This window comes from Hymenobacter sp. BRD67 (assembly GCF_013256425.1).
In the GTDB taxonomy this organism is placed as follows: Bacteria; Bacteroidota; Bacteroidia; order Cytophagales; family Hymenobacteraceae; genus Hymenobacter.
In genome coordinates this window covers 1,057,599-1,079,067 of the sequence record NZ_CP053904.1, presented here as the reverse complement: position 1 = coordinate 1,079,067, position 21,469 = coordinate 1,057,599, and the positions used below count along the sequence as shown (strand labels likewise).

The 21,469-nt window shown below is 59.3% G+C and carries 24 protein-coding genes and 2 pseudogenes; 10 read left to right on the top strand and 16 right to left on the bottom strand.

Features of this window, described 5'->3' with window-relative positions; all coding sequences use genetic code 11:
* Positions 1-12: 12 nt before the first annotated feature.
* From GKZ67_RS04910 to GKZ67_RS04850, 14 genes and pseudogenes are all read right to left on the bottom strand, one after another.
* The gene (locus GKZ67_RS04910; protein ID WP_173241390.1) at positions 13-546 is read right to left on the bottom strand and encodes a ubiquinol-cytochrome c reductase iron-sulfur subunit; all 534 of its coding nucleotides are present in this window, start codon (positions 544-546) and stop codon (positions 13-15) included.
* Positions 539-751, bottom strand: coding sequence for a hypothetical protein (locus GKZ67_RS04905; protein ID WP_173241389.1), 213 nt, complete (start codon positions 749-751; stop codon positions 539-541). Before GKZ67_RS04905 ends, GKZ67_RS04910 begins: the two co-directional genes overlap by 8 nt.
* Positions 752-801: 50 nt before the next feature.
* Positions 802-1,269: a cytochrome c oxidase assembly protein gene (locus GKZ67_RS23040; protein WP_410505044.1), complete on the bottom strand. Its 468-nt coding sequence runs from the start codon at positions 1,267-1,269 to the stop codon at positions 802-804.
* A gap of 134 nt (positions 1,270-1,403) precedes the next feature.
* Positions 1,404-1,658 (bottom strand): annotated as a pseudogene (locus GKZ67_RS25000) (hypothetical protein); the annotation flags it as partial.
* Positions 1,624-2,121 carry a heme-copper oxidase subunit III gene (locus GKZ67_RS04890; RefSeq protein ID WP_254245064.1) on the bottom strand — a complete coding sequence of 166 codons (498 nt, stop codon included), beginning with the start codon at positions 2,119-2,121 and terminating at the stop codon, positions 1,624-1,626. The gene GKZ67_RS04890 and the pseudogene GKZ67_RS25000, both read right to left, overlap by 35 nt.
* A gap of 43 nt (positions 2,122-2,164) precedes the next feature.
* Positions 2,165-3,723, bottom strand: a pseudogene (locus tag GKZ67_RS04885) (cbb3-type cytochrome c oxidase subunit I).
* A gap of 150 nt (positions 3,724-3,873) precedes the next feature.
* Complete coding sequence (coxB, locus tag GKZ67_RS04880; RefSeq protein ID WP_173241385.1) at positions 3,874-4,803, bottom strand: cytochrome c oxidase subunit II; 930 nt, start codon at positions 4,801-4,803, stop codon at positions 3,874-3,876.
* 696 nt (positions 4,804-5,499) lie between these two features.
* A complete protein-coding gene (locus GKZ67_RS04875; protein WP_317172241.1) occupies positions 5,500-5,745 on the bottom strand; it encodes a cupin domain-containing protein in 246 nt (81 codons plus the stop codon).
* 107 nt (positions 5,746-5,852) lie between these two features.
* Complete coding sequence (locus GKZ67_RS22450; protein WP_217278684.1) at positions 5,853-6,725, bottom strand: hypothetical protein; 873 nt, start codon at positions 6,723-6,725, stop codon at positions 5,853-5,855.
* A 96-nt stretch (positions 6,726-6,821) separates the two neighbouring features.
* The gene (gene gldG / locus GKZ67_RS04865) at positions 6,822-8,549 is read right to left on the bottom strand and encodes a gliding motility-associated ABC transporter substrate-binding protein GldG (RefSeq protein WP_173241384.1); all 1,728 of its coding nucleotides are present in this window, start codon (positions 8,547-8,549) and stop codon (positions 6,822-6,824) included.
* A 2-nt stretch (positions 8,550-8,551) separates the two neighbouring features.
* A complete protein-coding gene (gene gldF / locus GKZ67_RS04860) occupies positions 8,552-9,277 on the bottom strand; it encodes a gliding motility-associated ABC transporter permease subunit GldF (protein ID WP_173241383.1) in 726 nt (241 codons plus the stop codon).
* A 148-nt stretch (positions 9,278-9,425) separates the two neighbouring features.
* On the bottom strand, positions 9,426-9,743 hold the full coding sequence (locus GKZ67_RS24995; RefSeq protein ID WP_410505043.1) for a hypothetical protein: 318 nt from the start codon (positions 9,741-9,743) through the stop codon (positions 9,426-9,428).
* Positions 9,704-10,333 (bottom strand): ATP-binding cassette domain-containing protein, encoded by a 630-nt coding sequence (locus GKZ67_RS04855; RefSeq protein WP_410505042.1) that lies wholly within the window; start codon positions 10,331-10,333, stop codon positions 9,704-9,706. The genes GKZ67_RS24995 and GKZ67_RS04855 overlap by 40 nt, the downstream gene beginning before the upstream one ends.
* A gap of 2 nt (positions 10,334-10,335) precedes the next feature.
* A complete protein-coding gene (locus tag GKZ67_RS04850) occupies positions 10,336-11,028 on the bottom strand; it encodes an SDR family oxidoreductase (RefSeq protein ID WP_173241382.1) in 693 nt (230 codons plus the stop codon).
* Between the two features lie 34 nt (positions 11,029-11,062).
* Between GKZ67_RS04850 and GKZ67_RS04845 the strand changes: the two genes are divergently transcribed.
* Positions 11,063-11,842 carry a GIN domain-containing protein gene (locus tag GKZ67_RS04845; RefSeq protein ID WP_173241381.1) on the top strand — a complete coding sequence of 260 codons (780 nt, stop codon included), beginning with the start codon at positions 11,063-11,065 and terminating at the stop codon, positions 11,840-11,842.
* Positions 11,843-11,857: 15 nt separating this feature from the next.
* On the opposite strand, the gene GKZ67_RS04840 is transcribed toward GKZ67_RS04845, so the two are convergent.
* Positions 11,858-12,505: an SDR family oxidoreductase gene (locus tag GKZ67_RS04840; RefSeq protein WP_254245063.1), complete on the bottom strand. Its 648-nt coding sequence runs from the start codon at positions 12,503-12,505 to the stop codon at positions 11,858-11,860.
* Positions 12,506-12,667: 162 nt separating this feature from the next.
* Here GKZ67_RS04840 and GKZ67_RS04835 point away from each other — a divergent pair, with 162 nt between their 5' ends.
* Together GKZ67_RS04835 and GKZ67_RS04830 are read left to right on the top strand one after the other, a co-directional pair.
* The gene (locus GKZ67_RS04835) at positions 12,668-13,399 is read left to right on the top strand and encodes an MlaE family ABC transporter permease (RefSeq protein ID WP_173241379.1); all 732 of its coding nucleotides are present in this window, start codon (positions 12,668-12,670) and stop codon (positions 13,397-13,399) included.
* Positions 13,400-13,503: 104 nt separating this feature from the next.
* On the top strand, positions 13,504-14,316 hold the full coding sequence (locus GKZ67_RS04830; protein WP_173241378.1) for an ABC transporter ATP-binding protein: 813 nt from the start codon (positions 13,504-13,506) through the stop codon (positions 14,314-14,316).
* A gap of 32 nt (positions 14,317-14,348) precedes the next feature.
* On the opposite strand, the gene GKZ67_RS04825 is transcribed toward GKZ67_RS04830, so the two are convergent.
* A complete protein-coding gene (locus tag GKZ67_RS04825; RefSeq protein WP_173241377.1) occupies positions 14,349-15,605 on the bottom strand; it encodes an NAD(P)/FAD-dependent oxidoreductase in 1,257 nt (418 codons plus the stop codon).
* A gap of 94 nt (positions 15,606-15,699) precedes the next feature.
* On the opposite strand from GKZ67_RS04825, the gene fabG reads away from it, so the two are divergent.
* From fabG to GKZ67_RS04795, 7 genes are all read left to right on the top strand, one after another.
* A complete protein-coding gene (gene fabG / locus GKZ67_RS04820; protein WP_173241376.1) occupies positions 15,700-16,449 on the top strand; it encodes a 3-oxoacyl-[acyl-carrier-protein] reductase in 750 nt (249 codons plus the stop codon).
* An 8-nt stretch (positions 16,450-16,457) separates the two neighbouring features.
* Positions 16,458-17,243, top strand: a complete 786-nt coding sequence (locus GKZ67_RS04815; protein ID WP_173241375.1) for a DUF4262 domain-containing protein — start codon at positions 16,458-16,460, stop codon at positions 17,241-17,243.
* Between the two features lies 1 nt (position 17,244).
* Complete coding sequence (locus GKZ67_RS22445; protein ID WP_217278683.1) at positions 17,245-17,595, top strand: YiiX/YebB-like N1pC/P60 family cysteine hydrolase; 351 nt, start codon at positions 17,245-17,247, stop codon at positions 17,593-17,595.
* A complete protein-coding gene (locus tag GKZ67_RS22440) occupies positions 17,508-17,930 on the top strand; it encodes a YiiX/YebB-like N1pC/P60 family cysteine hydrolase (protein WP_317172240.1) in 423 nt (140 codons plus the stop codon). Before GKZ67_RS22445 ends, GKZ67_RS22440 begins: the two co-directional genes overlap by 88 nt.
* A gap of 88 nt (positions 17,931-18,018) precedes the next feature.
* Positions 18,019-18,792: a hypothetical protein gene (locus GKZ67_RS04805; protein ID WP_173241374.1), complete on the top strand. Its 774-nt coding sequence runs from the start codon at positions 18,019-18,021 to the stop codon at positions 18,790-18,792.
* Between the two features lie 158 nt (positions 18,793-18,950).
* The gene (locus GKZ67_RS04800; RefSeq protein WP_173241373.1) at positions 18,951-20,873 is read left to right on the top strand and encodes a VWA domain-containing protein; all 1,923 of its coding nucleotides are present in this window, start codon (positions 18,951-18,953) and stop codon (positions 20,871-20,873) included.
* 85 nt (positions 20,874-20,958) lie between these two features.
* Entirely contained in the window at positions 20,959-21,459 is a 501-nt protein-coding gene (locus GKZ67_RS04795; RefSeq protein WP_173241372.1) for a hypothetical protein, read from the top strand.
* Positions 21,460-21,469 lie beyond the last annotated feature (10 nt).

Below are 21,469 nucleotides of genomic sequence, written 5' to 3'. Positions count from 1 at the left end.
GGGCGGCGCGGGTCAGGAGGCGGTGATATCGGTGATGGGAATGGGAGCCGTGAGCAGCTCCACATCGTGGCCGGAAATCCGGATGTGGTACTGCGTGAGGCCGCGCGGTGGCGGGCCGGCAGCCACGCTCCCATCCTTGTAATAGATGCCACCGTGGCAGGGACACATAAACAGGCCCGCGCCCGGCTCCCAGCGCACCGGGCAGCCAAGGTGGGCGCAGTTGACCGAGAAGGCCGTGAACGCCGTGGCCGAGTCGCGCCGCAGCCATGCTGCCGACTCGCTCGATACCCCTGACCACGCTACCGGGTTGGCATTCTCAAACTTGACGAGATGCGTCGAGCCGATGTCAAAATCGGCCAGCGTGCCCACCTTGCGCCAGGTTTGGGGGTCGGCCTGGAGCAGCGGGGCCAGCAGCGCGCTCACCACGGGCACGCCCACGGCCAGCGCGGCCACACCGCCCAGCCCCAGGCTCAGCTTTACCAGAAAATCGCGGCGCGGCTCATCTTCGGCAGTCGGGCCGGGAGCAGTATTGTCGGTTTCACTCATGGCGTAGAATGGAAATCCAGCCCCCCAGGGCAATGGCAAAAATGAGCAGCCCCGCTACCAGGATTACCCAGGTAGTGAGCAGCCCCCAAAAGATAAAGGCGAGCCCCATCGCCAGAAAAAACGGCCAGTACGTGGGCTTCGGCAGCTTTTCCGGGCGGGCCTTGGGCCACTCGGCAGGCGGCGGGGCAGCATTAGCTTCGGACATAGAAATAAATGGTCATAAGTAAATCGTTCTCAGGACAACCCTACCGCGCCTCACCCCACCAAAGCCGCCGCTGAAACTGTTTCCTGCTCCGCCCCAAAGTACCGCGCCAGCAAAAACACACAGCCGCTCAGGTAGATGAAGCAGCATGGAACCCACATAATCAGCCCCGCCAGCTGCTGGTCGTCGGCCAGGCTGAGGCCCCAGGCATTCGTGGCGTAGTCGGGGGCCAGGCTGGCAGTGCCGCACCAGGAGGCGCGGGCGTAATGCTGGTAGGTATCGGCCGGGGCGAAAGTAAGGAGCAGCCCCAGCAGTGAGCAGGCTACGCAGGCCGTAAACAGGTACCCCACCCCTGCCAGCGGGTGTAGGTGCTGCGCCGGCACCGGCCCAAACAGCGGCCAGCTAAACAGCGCCCCCGCCAGCAGCATCGCGCCCGCGTGCAGCACGGGCAAGGGGTTGAATACGTTTTGCATAGCAGTAAATGAGGCATCGAATACGGCCGGCACGTGCAGCCCCCACATAATGCCCACGCCCGCGCCCCAGGCCAGCCACTCGCGCCCGCGCAGCCAACCCGAAAACCGGGCCAGCCCCGCTCGGCGGCCGGCACCGGCTGCGGCGGCAGGCCCAGTACCAGCAGCGGCCCGCTCAGCAGCAGCACCACGATGTGTACCACCATGTGGGCGCTGAACAGCGCGTGCATTCCCAGGTAGTGCAGCGGCGACAGCTCGGCCAGCGCAAACAGCGCCAGCCCCGCGAAATACACCCCACCCCGCGCTTGCCAGCGCCCGCCAGCCAGCCAGTAGTAGGCCGCCGCCAAGCCCGTTACCAGCAAAAGCAGCCCGGGCTGAAATACCACTGCCACCAGACGGACGTATTCATGAGCCAAAATGGGTAAAGTGAGGCAATACATAAACCACCGAAAACACCACTGCCCACACGATGTCCACAAAGTGCCAGTAGATACCTACTGCACTGAGCACGGATAAGTTGGGCTGATTGAAATCGCCGGCAAAGGCCCGACCCACCAAGATACTGAGCACCACCAGCCCGGCCAGCATGTGCAGCCCGTGAAAGCCGGTGAGCGTAAAAAAGCTGGTACCAAAGGTGTTGCTGGCAATGTCGACGTGCCGGGCAAACAGCCCCCGAAACTCCCGTGCCTGCCCCAGCAGAAACAGCGCCCCCAGCCCGATAGTGGCCAGTAGCCAGCCCTTGAGCCGGCCCGGTGCCCCTTGTCGGTAGCTGGCTTCGGCCCGCATATAGGTAAAGCTGCTGGCAAAGAGCAGCACCGTAAACCCGCCCGTGCTACGCAGGTCGAGCGCCGCCAGCTGCTGCTGCCGGAAACCCGGCGCGAGCGAAAAATAGACGAAAGCCATGAGCAGTGACGCGAAAAATATCGTCTCGGTCGCTACTACCAGCTTAATCAACAGACTGTTCTCTTTCATGGTAGCCTTCTTTTTTACCGGGTTTAAGCCAATCTGCGTCGCCGGGGCGCTTGAGGTCGCGGAAGGGGCGGGCGCTGCGCACGGGCACCACGCGGTCAAAATTCTGCAGCGGCGGTGGCGAGGCGGTGCTCCACTCCAGCGTAAACGCGTCCCAGGGGTCGGAGGTGGCGGCCGGCCCGCTTCGGATGGCCTTTATTACCATATATACCAGCAGCAGCGTAGCCGCTCCCATCAGGAAGCCGCCGATGGTCGAAACCATGTTTAGGGTGCCCCAGCCGGGCATGTTGGGGTAGGTGTACACGCGGCGCGGCATGCCCAGGGTGCCCAGCACGTGCTGCACCAGAAAAGTACCATTGAAGCCAATAACGAATAGCCAGAAAAACCAGCTACCCAGCCGCTCACTCAGCTGCCGCCCGCTCATCTTCGGAAACCAGTAGAACAAGCCCGCCAGCAGCCCAAACAGGGTGCCCCGATAAATACGTAGTGGATGTGCGCCACCACAAAATACGTGTCCGTGAGCTGCAGGTCAATCGGCACGATGGCGAAGGCGATGCCGCTCAGCCCGCCAATCGTAAACTCGACCAGAAAAGCCACCGCGAATTTCATGGCCGTGGAAAAGCGCAGCGAGCCGCCGTGCATCGTAGCTAGCCAGTTGAAGATTTTGATGCCCGTCGGGATGCCGATGAGCATACTGCTGGCCGAAAAAAAGCCGTTGACCACGTTGCCCAGGCCCACCGCCAGCATGTGGTGAATCCAGACACCAAAAGCCAGTAAGCCAATGGCTATGCCCGAGCCCACGATGAAGGAATAGCCAAAAATCGGCTTGCGCGAAAACACCGCAAACACCTCCGACAGGATGCCGAACGAAGGCAGGATAACGATATATACTTCCGGGTGCCCAAACAGCCAGAACAGGTGCTGCCACAGCAGCGCCGAGCCGCCCGCATGCACGTCGAAGAAGTGCGCGTGCAACTGCCGGTCAAGCAGCAGCATGGCCAGCGCCGCGTTCAGGGCCGGAAACGAAAAGATGATGAGAAACGAGTCAATCAGCATCATCCATACGAAAACGGGCAGCTGCTTGAGGCCCATGCCCGGCACCCGATAGCGCAGAATGGTAACTACAAAATTGCAGGCTGCCGATACGGTGCCGATGCCGGCCAGCAGCAGTCCTGCGCAGTAGTAGTCGATGCCCGGCCTGAAGGAATAGTTATACTGATTGAGCGGGGCGTAGTTGAACCACCCCGCATCGGGTGCGCCGCCCGCCAGAAAGCTGAAATACAGCAGCAGTCCGCCAAAAAATGTTACCCACAAACTCAGCGCGTTCAGGCGGGGAAAAGCCATCTCGTTGGCCCCAATCATAAGCGGCACGAGGTAGGTGGCAAAGCCAAAAATGGCGGGCATGGCCACGAAGAATATCATCGTGGTGCCGTGCATGGTAAAGAGCTGGTTGTAGATTTCCGGCCCCATAAACGTGTTTTTGGGTACCGCCAGCTGCACCCGCATAAGCAGGACTTCGACCCCGCCGATGAGCATAAACAGCAGCGCCACCCAGAGGTACATAATCCCAATCTGCTTGTGGTCGACCGATGAAATCCACTGCAGCAGGCCCTGGTCGCCCCCAAGGTCGAGGTCGGGCAGCGCTTCGGCGGGTTCGGGCACCAGTACGGGTTGCGCAGCCATAACTTATTTTAGTTGAGTTAAATACGCGGTCAGCGCCTGAATGCTGTCGCGGCCAAAAATGAACCGGGGCATGTGCGCGCCCGGCTTCACGGCCTGCGGGTCGGTGAGCCAGCGGGTCACGTTTTGGGGCGTGTTCGGGAGCAGGCCCGCCAGCATGGTGCTCCGGCTGCCAAAGTGTGTGAGGTCGGGCCCCTGCTGGCCGGCGGCGAGCGTGCCCCGCACCTGGTGGCAGCTGCTACAGGCGTAATGCGCAAACAGTGCCCCGCCCACGCGGGCCAGCGAATCGGAAGGGGCGGCCACCGCAGGCCGCGCCGCCGCCTGCAGCCACCGGGCGTAGTCGGCGGGCGTCTGGGCCACCACCCGGATACGCATCCAGGCGTGCTGCTGGCCGCAAAACTCGCTGCACGCTCCCTCATAAATTCCTGGTTTTTTGATGGTTACCCATACGTGGTTGCGCAAGCCGGGTATCAGGTCCATCTTCAGGCCGAACGAGGGCACCCACCAGTCGTGTACCACATCGGCCGAGGTGCCCAACACTAGCAGCCGCTGGCCCACGGGCAGGTGCACTTCATTGGCTGTCTGCACGTTCGTGCCCGGATACCTAAACTCCCACCACCACTGATGGCCCGTGATAAGCACCACCGGAGTTGTGGTGCCGGCGGGCGGCAGAATGGCGCTGGTCGTGGTAATGGTCAGAAAAAAGAAGCCGACTACCAGCACCGTTGGCCCGCCAATCATGAGCATTTCCAACCTGAGGTTGGTCGATTCCTGCTTCGGCTCGATGCCATTGCCCTTATCCCGAAACTTCAGCGACGTGTACACGACCAGGTAAGTCACCAGCAGCAGCACGGCCAGCGCCGCCACTATGAAGTAAGTGTCGAGCCGATTTAGCCGCGCGGCCTCCTGGGTAGCCGCCGAGAAAATAGAGCGCATAAAGGCAATGGAACAGTGGTTAGGACGCTTGCCAACAGCGACTAGACAATAGCAAGGAACAATGCATACCAGGCACACCCAGAATCGGCCGGTCAATATTTAATTAACTTGTTGATTTCAAACGTTATATCAACCCATTCATCTCTCATATGGAGTAAGCTCCCGTACCGGAATGCGAAGGCCAATCTCACTTTTTCTGCCTCACTCTATTTGCTAAGGCGTTGCTGGTGATACGTCAGCAACGCCGGAAAACATAGCTACTATTTAATATTCATTAAACAAACACCACCCGCTCGGGCACAAGAAAACTATGCTGACTGCGATTAGCATGACTGCCCGGTTTACACACATGTTATGTCCTGTTGCTTGGCAGCTTCACCGTAACGGGCTGCCTTTTGAAGCGGCAGGTGAGTTTACGAGTGACACGCTTGAAGTGAGTACGCAAAGCCCAAGGTTTGTGTTCGAGGCATTTCATTGCGAACGGCACTTTTAGCCAGCGCCTGCGCCCGGCACTATGCGCCTGGCCAATCACCCGCAGCAAAATGCTCCGGGCCAGCCGCTGTAGCAAAGCACGGCCGGGCTAAATGCGGGGTAGCTCGTGGCGGGTGAGGGCGTGCTCCACAGTACCGGTGTGGCGGGTAGCTTGCGGCTCAACGAGCATAATCCAGGTTTCTTCGCGCGCGTGGGGGCGGTGCTCTACCCGCGGGGCACAACCAGGATTTCCCCCGCGTTGAGCACCGCCGTGGGCTGGTCGCGGAAGTCAATGTGAAGCTGGCCCTTTATGACGATAAATAACTCATCTTCGGCCTCGTGCTGGTGCCAGATAAATTCCCCCTGTACTTTGGCCAGCTTAATGTGCTGGTCGTTGAGGTCAGCTACGATGTGCGGGTGCCAGTGGCCGGTAAAGCACCCAAATTTTTCGGTGAGATTAATAACCTGCATAGGAGTGTCATTGACGGAACCAGAAATCGGGTATTGTTCGGCAGAGCTACGCCTGACGTTCTTTCAGCAGCTTGCTAATGCAGGAGCAGCGCAATAGTCAAACGGCCTTATTTACCGCTAAGCTGGGCGCTGGTTTTCAGCGTGAAGGTCTGGAAGGTATCGCCGCCTCCGCGCATGGCTCCGCTGCGCATACCACCGCCGTAGCCACCACCGCGCATGCCACCCCCGTAGCCACCACCATACCCGCCGCGCTGCGGGCCAACTACGCTCATATCGGAAGACTGGCTGCTGGTACCGGCGGGCACTTTCGGCCGCTGGCCAGCCACCCACACGCCCACCGTGGCCGCCTGGCCGCTGGCCAGCGCCGGCACCCGGCGATAAATGAGCCGCAGCGGCACCGCCAGCTCGTAAATCAGGTTGTTGCGGCTATCAATACCCAGGGCAGCTTTCACCCCCAGCTTCGATTCTGAATCGGTCAGGACCGGCTCTTTGCTGCCTCTGTAATTGAGCAGCTCCATTTCGTGGTCACCGGCAATGGCTTCGCGCAGGCGGGTAATGTGCTCGGCCTGGCGCTCAGCGGCCGATGGGCCCATAGCTCCCACGGGCCGCTCGGCCGGACCCTTGATAGAGTTCAGGTCGATGGCCAGTGGGAAGCGCACGCCCAGCTGCTGCTGGTTGCGGCCGGTCGAGTCGAGCCACACGATGGTGCCCAGGTACACGAGCTTGGCCTGGGTAGGCATGTCGTTGGCTTTCAGACGCACATACACGTAGCGGGCATCGTTGAGCACCTGGTACTGCAAGTGGCTGTTCGAATCGTACTGCAGCGAGTCGGTCCACTCAGTGGCCCGCCCGTCGATGGTGGGCATTGTTTCTACGTAGCGGCTGGGCGCTTTGCTGGCAATGACAGGCTGCTGCTTGCCGGCATCAGTTTGCGCCGCCTTTTGGGAGGCGGCACAGCTAGTGAGGTAGACAGCAGGCAACAGAAGAAGCAAGGACGGTGACAGACGCATAACGCAGGGGTAGGATATAAAGCACAAAGCTACGCGCTGGCTGTAAGCAGCCGATGAAACGTTGGGCTAGGCAAACCGGGCGTAGCGGCGCTTGCGCCGCCAGGCGCGCACCGCGCCAAAGGCAGCCAGCAGCACCAGCGGCGCACCCAGGTTGAGCAGCTGCCAGGGCCGGCGGTGGTCGGCCAGCTGCACTTTATCGAGGGGGCGCAGCGTAATTTGCTTGCCACGCACGGCGATGAGGCCGGTTTCGTCGAGCAGATAGTCGGTGGCATTGAGAATCAGCTCGCGGTTGGCAAACTCGGTGCTCGAAAGCCGGTCGTAGCCCAGGCGCATGGGCCGGCCCGATTTTGGGTCCACGTCGTTGCGCAGAAAATCGCCATCCGAGATAACGAGCAGCTTGCTGGGCTGGGCATTCGGGTTCTGGTCGGGCTGATAGTGCATGGTACCCGGCTCTACCCTATTGGCAAACAGCGAGCGGAACTTGCCTTCGAGCAGGTAGCCCACCGACTGGTAGCTGTTCTGATAAAGTTTCGGATTAGGCTCCAGCCGGGCGTCGTTGAAGTTAATGGGTACCGGCGCGGGTAGGCGGCGCGTGTAGCGCGAGGTCGTCATGAGCGAGGTTTTACGGATGCCGACGGCCTTCACCGTGTCGATATTACCCACGAATTTCAGATATACCGCATCCAGATTCCGGGTTATCGGGTTGGGGCTAAAGCGGTTGACCAGCGGATAGAGCTGCCAGGGCAGCGGCTCAATCTTGGGCTTGTTGCCGGTCATGCCCGTCACGAGCGGAATCTGCCCGCAGTTGAGGTCGAGCAGCATATTCGGGTTTAGCCGAACGCCGTAGCGAAAGAATAAATCGTCGAGGTTAAGGTCGTAGGGTGTGGCCAGCGCCGCGCCGTTGCGGCTCACGCTGTCGAGGTCGGTGCGCAGGGCATCCACAAAAAACAACGCCCGGCCGCCGTGCGTGATAAACTGGTCGAGCCGAAACTTTTCCTCCTCCGAATACGGCCCGGTTGGCTTGGCCACCACTACCGCGTCGAGGTTGCCGCGCAGGTCCTTTACCTGACTCAGGTTCACGCGGAACACGTCGTAGTTCTGGCTCCAGGCGGTCAGGATGTCGGCCATCTCGGCATTAGGCAGCTCGCCGTGGCCCGTAACAATACCCAGCCGGCGGCGCGCGCCGCCGGGCGGCGCTACCTGGCGGATGGTGCTGGCCAGCTCATATTCTAACCCTTCTATACTCTGATTGAGGCGCTCCTCGGGCGCGGCTACCTGGCTGCCGCGCAGCAGCAGCACGTTGCGGCTCTGGCCGCCGGCCTGCACCACGGCCCACGGGAAGATAATTTTCTCGACCCGCTTGCCATTCTCGTTGGCTCCCAGGTTGGTGGGTTTCAGCCCTTTCTTGAAAAGCGTTTCGTAGAATTTGTTACGCCCCGCCTCGGTGCCGGCCGCGCTGGGGTCGATGAACACGAAGTTGAGGTTGCCGCCGCCGTACACCTGAAACTCGTTGAGCGTTTCGCGCACGCCCTGCTCTAGACGGCGGAAAGTAGGCGGAAAATCGCCGGCCAGGTACACCGTGATAGTTACCGGCTGTTTCAGATTGCTGAGCAGCTGCTTGGTGGCCGGCGACATGGTATAGCGTTTTTCCTCCGTCAAATCGACCCGGAAAAAGAAATACTGCGCCACAAAATTGAGCACCAGCAAGCCGCCGATAATGGCGGCAAAGCGCAGCAAGTCCTGGCGCTTGCGCGAGGTGGCAGGAGCCGGCAGAGAAGTGGGAGTCGGTTCCATGCTTACCAGGTGCGGCTGCGGAGGGCCAGCCGCGTACCCAGCAGGGCTACGGCTACCACGGTGAGAAAATAGAGTACGTCGCGCGAGTCAATTAGTCCCTTGCTGAGGTCGCGGTAGTGCGCCGCAATGCCAAGCTGGCTCACATAGTAGGCCGGTGCGCCATCGAGCACAGAAGCCAGCGAGTCGAAGCCGGTGTAGACTAAGAAACAGGCCACTACGGCCAGCACGAAGGCGATAATCTGGTCGCGCGTGAGGGCCGAAGCCAGCACTCCCAGCGCCGAAAACACCGCCGCCAGTAGTGCCAGCCCCAGGTACGAGCCCACCGTGGCGGCCGAGTCGATGTTGCCGGGCGGCGAGCCCAGCTTGTACACCGAGAAATAGTAGAGTAGCGTCGGAATGAGCGCCAGCAGCGCCAATAATAGGCAGGCCATATATTTACCACCCACTATCTGCCCATCAGTGAGCGGGCGCGTGAGCAGCAGCTCAATCGTGCCCGCCTTTTTCTCCTCGGCAAAGGTGCGCATGGTGATGGCCGGAATCAGCAGCAAGAAGAGCCACGGTGCCAGGTTGAACAGCGATTGCAGGTCGGCGTAGCCATAGTCGAGCACGCTGCTGTCGGGAAAAACCCAGACAAACAGCCCGGTCGCCACCAGAAACACGCCGATGACGACGTAAGCCACCGGCGAGTTGAGGAAGGCGTTGAATTCTTTTCTTAGGATGGTGAGCATAGGGAGTAATGTGGAAAATATGGCCGATGTGGAAATGTGCAAATTGGTACCGGCAGCCTCACTGGGTGCTACAGTTGCTCCCACAGCCGATTAATCGGACGGGCATTTTCACATTTCTCACCTTTCTCACATCTTCACATTTAAAAAATCACTTCGTCAATTCCCCGAATACTGCTTCCAGGCTCTGCTGCTCCTGGCGCAGGCCCAGCAGCAGCCAGCCCTGCTCCACGGCCAGGCGCGACACGGCGGCGCGCACATCGGTGCCCGGCGCGGTGCGGATGAGCACCACGCCCGGCCCAGCGGTTTCCACGCCGCGCACGCCCGACAGGGCGGCCAGCGGCGCGGTGGCTACGGCGCCTTCAAACTCGGCGCGGAGCACGGTTTCGCCGGCGGCGCGGGCGGCCAGCTCGGCCACGGGCGCGTCGGCTACCAGCCTGCCCGGCTGATGATGACGACCCGCGAGCACAGGGCCGTGACTTCGGGCAGAATGTGGGTGCTGAAAATGACCGTCTTATCGGCCCCCAGCTCGCGGATGAGCTGGCGGATTTCGCCAATCTGGTTGGGGTCGAGGCCCGTGGTGGGCTCGTCGAGAATCAGTACTTCAGGGTCGTGCACCAGCGCCTGCGCCAGGCCCACGCGCTGGCGGTAGCCTTTGCTGAGCGCCCCGATTTGCTTGTTCTGCTCGCGGGTGAGTCCCACTTTGCTGATAAGCTGGGCCACGCGCTGGCGCAGCCCGCGGCCTTTGAGGCCATGCACCGAGCCGATGAATTCGAGGTACTCGTGCACGTACATGTCGAGGTAGAGCGGATTATGCTCGGGCAGGTAGCCCACGCGGCGGCGCACGGCGAGGGGGTCTTGCTGCACGTCGAAGCCCGCTATGCGCACCGTACCAGCCGTGGGCGGCAGGTAGCCGAGCGCAATTTTCATGGTCGTGCTCTTGCCCGCGCCATTGGGGCCGAGAAAGCCCACGATTTCGCCCTTATCGGCCCGGAAGCTGATATCGTCCACGGCATGTTGGGTGCCGTAGGTTTTAAGCAGGTGGTCGACTTCTACCATGGCTATTTTACCTGCGCCGGGCGCATCTGGATTTCCGAAATCATGGTAGCCTGCGGGGCTTCGAGGGCGTGCACAATGGCGGCGGCAATATCCTCGGGCTGCATCTTGTGCGGGTCGGGCTGCTGGCCGGGCTGCGCTCCGTTGAAGTTGGTTTCGACCGAGCCCGGCATGACGCAGGTGACGCGGATGCCATCGGGCCGCAGCTCCTTAAATAAGGCATCGGAGAAGCCCCGCACGGCATATTTGGTGGCGCAGTAGCCGGCCAGGCTGGCCGTACCGGCCGTAGCCGCCAGTGAGGCTACGTTAATAATATGGCCTTCGTGCTGTTTTTTTATGACGGGCAGCACAGCTCGGGTACAGTAAAACAGGCCATGTACGTTGGTATCGAACATGGCATGCCAGTCTTCCGACTTAAACCCATCGACCGGCCCGAAAATGCCCACGCCGGCGTTGTTGACCAGGATGTGAACGTCGGGGCCCAGCTCGCGCAGCGTGTTGGTAAGGGCTTCGGCCACGGCATGCTCGTCGCGCACATCGCAGGCAAAAAACTGGAAACGGTCGTGGTCGAGCCCTTCGGGCGTGGTGCGGCCCCAGCCGGCTACGGCGGCCCCGCGAGCCAGCAGCGCTTCGGCTGTGGCGCGGCCAATACCGGTACTGACGCCGGTGATGATGGCAACTTTCCCGCTCAGGTTCATAATTTCAGGCAAAATTTGACGGATGCGACTGCTGATGTACGTACAAAGTAACGCGCTGGCTGCGCTGCGCCCCGCGGCAGCCGTACTGGCCGCCGGCCTGGCCCTGGCCGCCTGCGGGCCCGACCACAGTACCGACTGCCTCAAAAGCAACGGCACCGTGATAACGCAGCGCCGGGCCCTCGACCGCCGCCTGTCCACCGTAACGGTGTACGATAATGTGGACCTCACCATCGTGCCCGACACCGCCACCTACGCCGAAGTGCGGGCCGGCGAGCACATAATTGATGACATCACATTCTCCACGCCGCTGGGGCCCCAGAAGCTGATTATTGCCAATACAAGCCGCTGCAACTGGGTGCGCAGCTACGATACGCCCCGGCAGGTGCGCCTGCACGTAGCGGCCAACCACGGGCATTTCATTATTGAGCAGTACGGCTACGGCCTCATCAACAACGAGGGCCAGTGGGCGCAGGATACGCTGTTTCTGCGCCTCTGGAGCACCGGCGACATCAACATGAACGTGCGCTCCACCTACCTCTACACCGATATATACGACGCTGGCGATATGACCCTGAGCGGCACGGCGGAAGATTTTCACCCCAACCTGGGCAGCAACGGCTTTTTACTGGCCAGCGGGCTCGACGCCCGGTACTGCTACTTTCTTACCTACCGCGAGTGGATAGGCGACGCCCACGTGCGCGTGCGCCAGAACCTGGGGGGCACGCTCAACGGCACGGGCCGTTTTTTTTACACGGGTACGCCCAGCCTCATCGACGTGAAGGGCCCCGACGCCGGCAACCTGATTAAGGAGTAGGATAGTACGACTTCTTCACACCAAATCGCCGAGCTGCGGCCGGATAATAATTTCTTCGACCACCGCCTGGGGCGAGAGCCGGAATGCGCCGAGCACGGCTGCCGCCACATCGGCCGGGTCGATAAAGCGCTCGGGCGGCACTGCTACCCCATCCCAGCTGCGGGTAAGCGTGGCGCCGGGCAGCACGGCCGTTACGCGCAGGCCCTGGGCTTTTACTTCCTCGCGCAGGGTTTTGGTGTAGCCCAGCAGGGCAAACTTGGCTACGCCATACGAGCCGCCGTTGGGGTAGGGCATGATGCTGGCTGTGGAGCAGATGGTAAAAATGTGCCCGCGCCCCTGGGCCAGCAGCGTGGGCAGCAGCGCCCGCGTTACATCGTAGGCACTCAATAAGTTACTGTCTAACAGCTCACGCAGCCTTGAGCCATCGGCGGGCTCGTCCTGGAACCGGCCGGGCACGTAGGCCCCGGCATTGTTGATGAGCGCGGCCAGCGGCTGGCCCAGCCCCAGCACAAACTCGGCAAAGCGCCGGCAGTCGGCCACCTGGCTGAGGTCGGCGGGCAAGGTATGCAGCGGCTGGCCGGGGCAGGCAGCGGCCAGGGCGGCCAAATCGGTAGGGCTACGGGCGCAGGTAGCCACCGTAAACCCCGCCGCTAAAAAACTCATTACCAAAGCCCGACCTATGCCCTGGCTACCGCCCGTTATCACTACTAGCTCCACTGCTGAGACCACTATTTTCCGGATTTATACGTAAGACGCGCAAAGATGCCCCACTGCGGCCCGCCGTGGCTAAGCTGGCCGGTATAGGCGACCTCATTTTCTTCTTCTATGTTCAAAATTTTCGGCTCTTTCGTTTTATTTCTGTACAACATGGTGGCGCGCGCCGAGCGGCTGAAAGTACTCTGGCGGCGCTTTTTTGAAGAAGCCACGCTCATCGGTGTCAATTCTATCTTTATTGTGGGCATTGTATCGGCCTTCATCGGGGCGGTAACCTGCATCCAGATTGCCTACAACCTCACCAATCCGCTTATTCCGAAGTCGACCATCGGCTACATGGTGCGCGAAATGACCATTCTGGAGCTGGCGCCTACCATCACGAGCATCGTGCTGGCTGGTAAGGTCGGGTCGTCTATCGCGGGCGGGCTGGGCACCATGCGCATCACCGAGCAGATTTCGGCCCTCGAAGTGATGGGCATTAATGCTACCTCATATCTTGTGCTGCCACGCATTCTGGCGGCTATGCTTATGTTTCCGCTGCTCGTTATTCTGGCTATGGCGCTCAGCATTCTGGGCGGCTACATCGCCGGCACGCTCTCCGGCGTAATGGCTCCGCAGGATTACATTGAAGGTATTCGTACCGATTTCATTCCGTATAACATCTTTTTTGCCCTTATTAAAGCCGTGGTTTTTGCCTTCCTGGTGTCGGGCATTTCGGCTTACAAGGGGTTTTATACTGAGGGCGGCGCCCTGGAAGTAGGCGCAGCCAGCACGTCGGCCGTTACCAACTCCATTATTGCTATTCTGGTGGCCGACTACGTGCTGGCGGCTATTCTGCTGTAAATTTCGTTTTTCGCAATCTGTTTTTCGTTTTTCGGGGTTAGGCTTATTGGGCGTAGTACTGAACTTGCGAAAAACGGACAGCAAAAAACGAGAAACGAACCTATATGATTGAAATATCCAACCTCGAAAAGTCGTTTGATGGCAACCAAGTGCTGAAAGGCATTAGCTGCACCCTCGAAACGGGCAAGTGCAACCTGCTGCTGGGCGGCTCAGGCACGGGCAAAAGCGTGCTGCTCTCCTGCGTAGTGGGGCTGATGAAGCCCGACCTGGGCTCCATTACCTTCGATGGCACGGTATATACCAATTCCAAGGTGGACATTCGCCAGGAGATTCGGCGCAAAATCGGCATGCTGTTTCAGGGCTCGGCGCTGTTCGACTCGATGACGGTGGCCAAGAACGTGGAGTTTCCGCTGCAAATGCTCACGCCCGACATGAGCGAGGAAGAGCGCCGCGACCGCGTGGAGTTTTGCCTTAAGCGCGTAGGCCTCGAAAATGCGGGCAACAAGATGCCCTCCGAAATTTCGGGCGGCATGAAAAAGCGCGTGGGTATTGCCCGTGCCATTGCCCCCAATTGTACCTATCTGTTTTGCGACGAGCCCAACTCGGGCCTCGACCCAGCCACCAGCATCAAGATTGACGAGCTGATTTACGAAATCACGCACGAGTACAACATCACCACGGCCATCATCACCCACGATATGAACTCGGTAGTGGGTATCGGCGACCATATTATTTTTCTGCACCAGGGCAAAAAGCTCTGGGATGGTGACAAGGAGCACATCCTGAATGCCGACGTGCCGGAGCTGCGCGAGTTTATCTTCAGCTCGTCGCTGGTGCGCGCCGCCAAGCGCGTGGAAGAAGAAGATGGTCCCCAGGGCCTCGAACACCTGGCTGCCGAGCCGCTATCAGAGGTGTAAAAATAGTATATTTACTATATTAAGAACCTCACCTAGTTCGCTGGTGGGGTTCTTTTTTTGCTGCCAAATAGCAGCTGCATATAAAATCTGGGTTGGCGGAGCCGGGCCCGCAGGTCGATGTCCACAAACATCATTGAGAGGGTTTCGGCCAGCGTAGGGTTGGTAGCGGCGCGGTTGGCGACAAAGTTGAACAAGCTGGGAAAGCTCAGCAGCCGCTGCAGGGCGTAGCTCACGCGCAGCTCCTGGCCCAGGCGGTTATACACGGCCTTGTCGTAGCCACTCAGCAAGCCGGCGCTGAAATCAGCCTGTGCCACGGCCCGCCCGGCCCAGTCGGCGGCGTGCCGGCCGCTGACCATGGCATGCGAGATGCCTTCGCCCGAAAACGGGTCGATGAGCGAAGCAGCATCGCCGAGCAGCAGGTAGCTATCGCCCGACAGCGTCCGGCGCTTCGAGCCCAGGGGCAGCCCGAAGCCGCGCACCGGCCCCAGGCGCTCGGCGTGGGCAAAGCGCGGGGCCAGGGTGGGATGAGTAGCCAGTATCTCATCGAGGCGCTGGCGCAGGTTTACTTTCCGGTCTGTCACAGCTTTTGAGAGCATTCCTACGCCTACGTTGGCCTGGCCGTGGGGCAGTGGGAAAATCCAGAGGTAGCCGGGCAGAAACTCTTTAATAAAGTGCAGCTCAATAAAATTGTCGGGGCTAAGGCCAGCTACGTTGCGGTAGTAAGAGCGCAGGCCGGCCGAATGGTGCGCGGGGTCGAGCGCGTGGCCCGCCACCTTGCGGGTAAATTCCGACTGCGCGCCATTGGCCACCAGGAGCAGCCGGCAGGCAGCTACTACCTGGCCGGCTTTGTCAAACAGCTGCCAGCCGTCGGCGGTGCGCTCAGTGCGGGCGACGTCCACATTTTCGCGAAAATCAATCTCGGGCCGGCGACGCACTTCTTCGACCAGAAAATTATCAAAATCGGCCCGCTTGGCTACGTGGCCGGCCGGCTGGTCGGTGGCTTTGTCGAAGCGGGGCTTGAACGGCACATGCAGGCGGCGGCCGTTGGGCGCATAGAAGTCGATGCCCCAGCTGGGCACCTGCATGGGCGAGGCAGTCAGCTGAGCCGGCAGGGCGGCACCCAGGCGCCTCAACTCCACTAACACTTTCGTGCTCAGCGCATCGCCGCATATTTTATCGCGCGGAAAGGTGGCCTTATCAAGCAGCAGGCAGTGGTGGCCGGCACGGGCCAGGTGCAGGGCTGCCGTGGCCCCGCCTGGTCCGGCGCCCAAAATACAGATAGCAGTCATCGTAAAGTAAGCAGCAGCTTGCTGCGTGGCCGGCAAGCTGTCAGCTACAAAGAACGGACAGCCGGCTAAGCTTGCCCTACGCTACTTTCGCAGTATGAATCAGACTCTCGCCGGAAAAGTAGCCCTCATCACCGGGGCCTCCAAAGGAATTGGCCGCGCCATTGCCACGCTATTTGCCCAGCAGGGCGCGCAGGTAGCGTTTACGTATCTCTCATCGGTAGAAAAAGGCCAGGCACTGGAAGCCGAGCTGGCTGCCCACGGCAGTAAGGTGAAAGGCTACCGTTCCGACGCCTCCGACTATGCCCAGGCCGAGCAGCTGGTAGATGAGGTGGTGAAAGAATTCGGAAAACTCGATATTCTGGTCAACAACGCCGGCATCACCCAGGATGGCCTGCTCATGCGCATGAGCGAGGCGCAGTGGGACAACGTCCTCACCGTAAACTTAAAATCAGTCTTCAATCTCACCAAAGCCGCCACTAAGCCCATGATGCGCGCCAAAACCGGCTCCATCATCAACATGACGTCGGTGGTCGGCATCAAAGGCAATGCGGGCCAGGCCAACTACGCCGCCAGCAAAGCCGGCATCATCGGCTTTACCAAGTCGGTGGCCCTGGAGCTGGGCTCGCGTAACATCCGCTGCAATGCCATCGCGCCCGGCTTTATCGAAACCGAAATGACCGACGCGCTCGACCAGAAGCAGGTGGAAGAGTGGCGCAAGGCTATCCCGCTCAAGCGCGGCGGCTCGCCCGAGGACGTGGCGAAGGCTACGGCTTTTCTGGCTTCGGACGATTCGGCGTATATCACCGGGCAGGTGCTGCAAGTGGATGGCGGCATGCTGACGTAGGCCGAATCATGGTTACGCCCGAGGAGCACGCTGCACATGATACCGCTGCTGAGAAGAAGATTATTAGCGACGTGGAAAAGTATGGGTTTCACGTCGCCATAATTCCCGGTGATGGTTACTCACCTGCTTTTGCGTACACCATCGGTTTGTTCAAAGCCTACGGATACCCAGAGTTGATTTGCTTTGGTTTAAATCAGGACTTGCTGCATTCGGTACTTTGGTCGGGTAAAGAATTGCTGGACAAGCAGCCCAGACCCGACCAATGTATTGGCTACCCCGATTTTATTGGCGACTATAACGTGCGGTTTTTAACCGTGGATAGAGATTGGTACGGCTACTATTTTGGCTACGGCATCTGGTTTAATCAAGGCATAGATTTTCCAGCACTGCAAATTGTGTGGCCCGATAAGCAGGCACTTTATCCTTGGGAAGAAGGCTTCAACCCTGCCTGGAAAGCTGGTCAGCCATTGCTTGACCGCAATCTGGATTTCAGGTTTCGGGAGGAACGCAACGTAGCCGTATTTACCACTCAGCAGGTATTAGATGGCTTACCTATTTTGCGCGTCATCCATGAAGCTGATGGAGACTGGCAATTTCTGTGCGATACCACGTATGTGCTGGACGACTTGAAAATCGTAGCGTTGGAACAATTGACGAAGCGCGACCCGACTATCAACGAGTTATTTCAACTCAATTATGGCTGGCAAGCCCGACGAGTAGTCAAAGCTGCTGAATGGCAGGAAGAGGAGTATGCAGCAGCAGAAGCGGACGAGGAAGAAGAAACCGCCGATTAATATGCCCTTACCACTTAAGCCGCTGTTTTTCTCGCTTGCAATAGCTGCCGCGGCCGGCTCCCTTGCCTACCCGCGCCTAACCAGCAAGCTCCACCGCTGGCAGACTACCCGCAAGGCCACGGCCACCGTAGCCCAACTATCCCCTACCCTGCACGAGGGCGACCTCATTTTTCACACGTCCCAGTCGGCTCAAAGCCAAGCCATTCAACTGGCTACGCACTCGTCCTACAGCCACTGCGGCCTGCTTTATAAAACCAACGGCGAGTGGCAGGTCTTCGAGGCGGTGCAGCCGGTGAAGCTGACGCCGCTGGCGCGCTGGGCGGCGCGGGGCAGGGTGGGCATTTCGTGGTGAAGCGGTTGCGTGATGCGGCTACAACGCTAACTCCGAAGGCATTGGGACAGCTGCGAGCCGCAGGCCAGCCGATGTTGGGCCGCGACTACGACTTGGCCTTCAATTGGTCAGATAAGCAGATTTACTGCTCGGAGCTGATTTGGAAAGTGTACGACCGGGGCCTGCACCGGCAGCTGGGGCAGTTGCAGCACCTGCGCGACTTCGACCTGACGAACCCCGCCGTGCAAGCCAAGCTGCGCGAACGGTACGGAAATGAATTACCGCTGAATGAGCCAGTTATCTTGCCAGCCAGCGTATTTGGTAGCGCAGAACTAGTGACAGTGGTGAAACGTTGAGGCGGCTAGGACGTGCCATTCAGCTTAACATAGGATAAATATCATGAGTAGAAAACGCACTTTCTGCCTATTATTTTGCCTGAATGCCTTGGCTTCATCTGCCCAGACTACCCAAGCCGCATTTTCTTTGCCGCCCGAAAGCATTACCTATCAGCATAATCAACTAGCGGCTAGTGATTTAAAGCGCGACAACAAACTGAATCAATACACCAAGTATGATTTTAGTTCGCTATGGTTAAAAACCCCAAACGCCGCAGTTGTGGGTTTTATAGGCCCGGCTTGCCAGCGACTACGCGTTAAAATTTTGACCGTGCAGCGGGATGCCGCTAACCCTGCGCGCTACCAACTGATGGGCAAAACAAAGGTTGCCGGGCGCGTAAGCACCTTTAGCGGCGTGCTGGTAATAAGGCAAATTCGGGAACTCCGGCAACTAGCCACCCGCGTTGATGAAACTGTGTCCCCAGCCCGGCAAGAGGGTATATTACTGGCAGATTATGAGTTACGTGAAAACGCCGCTCAGTCAAAATCCGGTATCTTTAGGGGAGTAGTAGAGACCGACTGGTTTGTTGACAAGTCGGGCCGCCTGAAATACGACGATATCCGCACCACGGACAGGTTTTGCAACAATCAATTTTTAGGTAGCTGGACGAGCTATACATCCGGAAAAGCCCTGCGTTGTAACTGGGGTGACTACCGTATTCCTAACTCGGGCGATTTTGACATTGGGATGGGAGAATTCAGCCCGGCTGACAAATACTTGGCTGCTGGCTGGCAGGATATGCGTGACTGTACGTTTGTAAACACTAATAGAGCACGCTCAGCCGCCGCGTGCAAGCGTGAGGCACAGATTTGGTGGAAGTAGCCCCACCCCCTTGCAGGAGCGCGAATCGGAACGTAGCGTGCGACAGTTGCCGTTAGCACGCAGCTACCGCTACTTCACACGCATCTTTGTGGGCGCGTGCCGATTGGCGGGCTTTTTCGTTTCTTGCTTCGCGCTGGCCTCTAGGCGCGCTTCTGCTCTTGCTCTCTACTGCTTATTCTCCCTGGTTTATTCTGCTTTGCCTGGCCATGGGCACGGGCTACGCGGCGCTGCTTTATTCGGCTAAGTCGCCGTGGAGCCGGACCGTTAACTACGCGCTGGCGGGGCTGCGCTTTGTAGTCGTCAGTTTTCTGTGCTTTCTACTGTTGTCGCCGTTTATCAGGGCTACCACTACGCATACCGAAGCCCCAACAGTAGTAGTAGCGGTCGATAACTCGCAGTCGGTAAGCTTATTTACACCCAAAGCGAACTTAGCGCAGCTTACCACGGGCCTGCCGCAGCTAGCGGCCACCTTGCGCGCCAAAGGCTTTCGGGTCGAAACCCGGACGCTGACCAAAGCCACTGTCGCACCCGACTCGCTGCGCTTCACCGCCGACCGCACCGACCTCAATAAGCTGCTCAGCGATAGCCACGAGGCCAACGCCGAGCGCAACCTGGCCGGCGTAGTGCTGGTGAGCGACGGACTGGTAAACCAGGGCCAGGAGCCGCAGTTCTCGGAGTTTAACTTCCCGATTTTCAGCGTGGCGCTGGGCGATACAATTGCGAAGAAAGACCTACGCCTTACTGATTTGGTGTATAATCGCGTGGCGTTCAGCGGCAATAAATTTCCCCTGGAAGCTGAAATCAGCTACGAGGGCTACGCCGGCGGCGCGGCAACCGTGGAAGTGCGCGAGGGCGGCCGGATACTCGAAACCCGGCGCGTAGCCCTGCCCGCCGGCCGCCAGCGGGTGCGCACCACCTTTCAGCTCACCGCGCCCGCGCCGGGCAAGCGCCGCTACGAAGTGCGCGTAGTGCCGCAGGCCGGCGAGTTTACGGCCCTCAATAACGGGCGCACAGCCTTTATTGAGATTGTAAAAGGCAAGCTGCGGGTGCTGCTGGCCGCCGCCGCCCCGCACCCCGACCTCAAGGCCCTCCGGGCCGCTATTCTGGCCAATAATAACTTTGAGCTCACCCTGAGTATTGCTGGCGTGGGCGCGCCGCTACCCGCCGGCACCACCTTCGATGTGGCGGTGCTGCACCAGCTGCCGGCGCACGATGGCCTGGGCCAGGACCTGCTGGCGCGGGTACGGGCAGCCCACGTACCAACGCTCTATGTGCTGGGCGCACAGTCCGATTTTAACGCTTATAACCAATTAAATGCCGGCCTGAATGTGCAGCCGCGCGGCTCGCAAACCGACGAGGTGACGCCCCTGCCCAACCCCGGCTTCGCCCGCTTTCCACTTGATGAGGAAACCCGGCTGCGTTTTGCTCAATACCCACCGGCGACAGTACCGTTTGGCGAGCTGCGGCTGGGCAGCGGCGCGGAGGCGGCCCTGTGGCAGCAAGTCGGCCGGCTGCCTACCCAAAAGCCGCTGCTGGTTTTTAGCAGTGCAGCCGGTACCGGGCCCCGCACGGCCACGCTCCTGGCCGAAAATACCTGGCAGTGGCGCTTGCAGGAAGCCATCGCCCACGACGACCATCCCGAAGCCTACGACCGTCTCATTAGCCGCACACTGCAGCTGCTGACCCAGAACGCCAACAAAAAGCGTCTCGACGTGTACCCGACGCAGGATGCCTTTGGCACCCAGGACGACGTAACGCTGAGCGCCGAAACGTACAACGCGGTTTTCGAGCGCATCTACGACCAGAAAATTACTCTTACGCTCACCGACTCGGCCCGCAAGGCGCGCACCATCACCTTTGCCAATGCCGCCGATGGCTCGCCGCTGCACCTGGGGCCGCTGCCGGCCGGCCTCTACCGCTACCAGGCCCGCGCCACCCTCGGCGGCCAGGCCCAGCAGGCCAGCGGCGAATTGCTGGTGCAGAATCAACCCTCGAAGCTCAGGACTCGAAAGCCGACCACCGCCTGCTGGCGCAGCTCAGCCGCCGCAGCGGCGGCCGGCTCTATTACCCCAGTCAGCTAGACAAGCTGGCACAGGATATAGCAAAAGGCAATTATAAGCCTCTGCTTTCCAGCGAAGAAGATTTAAAAGACCTGATTAATTTAAAGTGGTTATTTTTCGCCTTGGTGGCGCTGCTGGCGGCCGAATGGGCAACTCGCAAATACCAGGGCGGGGTGTAAATTTAGCTGCTATGCAAGTTTATTATTTTTTACTATATAAGGTTTGGCGAGTAATGCAACTGAGCAGGCAGCGAGGAAGATTTTGGCGGGGTGAAAGCCTAACCGAGGCGACGGCTAGCACAATGGTGTTTATTTGGTCTAACTGGGTGCTGGTGGGGATATTGATGACATCGAAAATTCCTTATTTCAGTAATTCTCTTAAATCGGTTACTACCGAATACTGCGTAGTTTCTATTGGCATAGCTGGTTTTATATTTATTTATTATCTACACAAGCGCTTGCTAAAATCAGCACCTTACCAAGCCTTTGCAATCACCTTTCCGAACTATTCCAGATTAAAAAATTTATTGTTTAATTTTTTAATTTTTAGCTTATTACTCAGCTTATACGGCAGCCCTTGGGTAGCTGCCAAATGGCTTTTTCATTAGCCTCTATTGT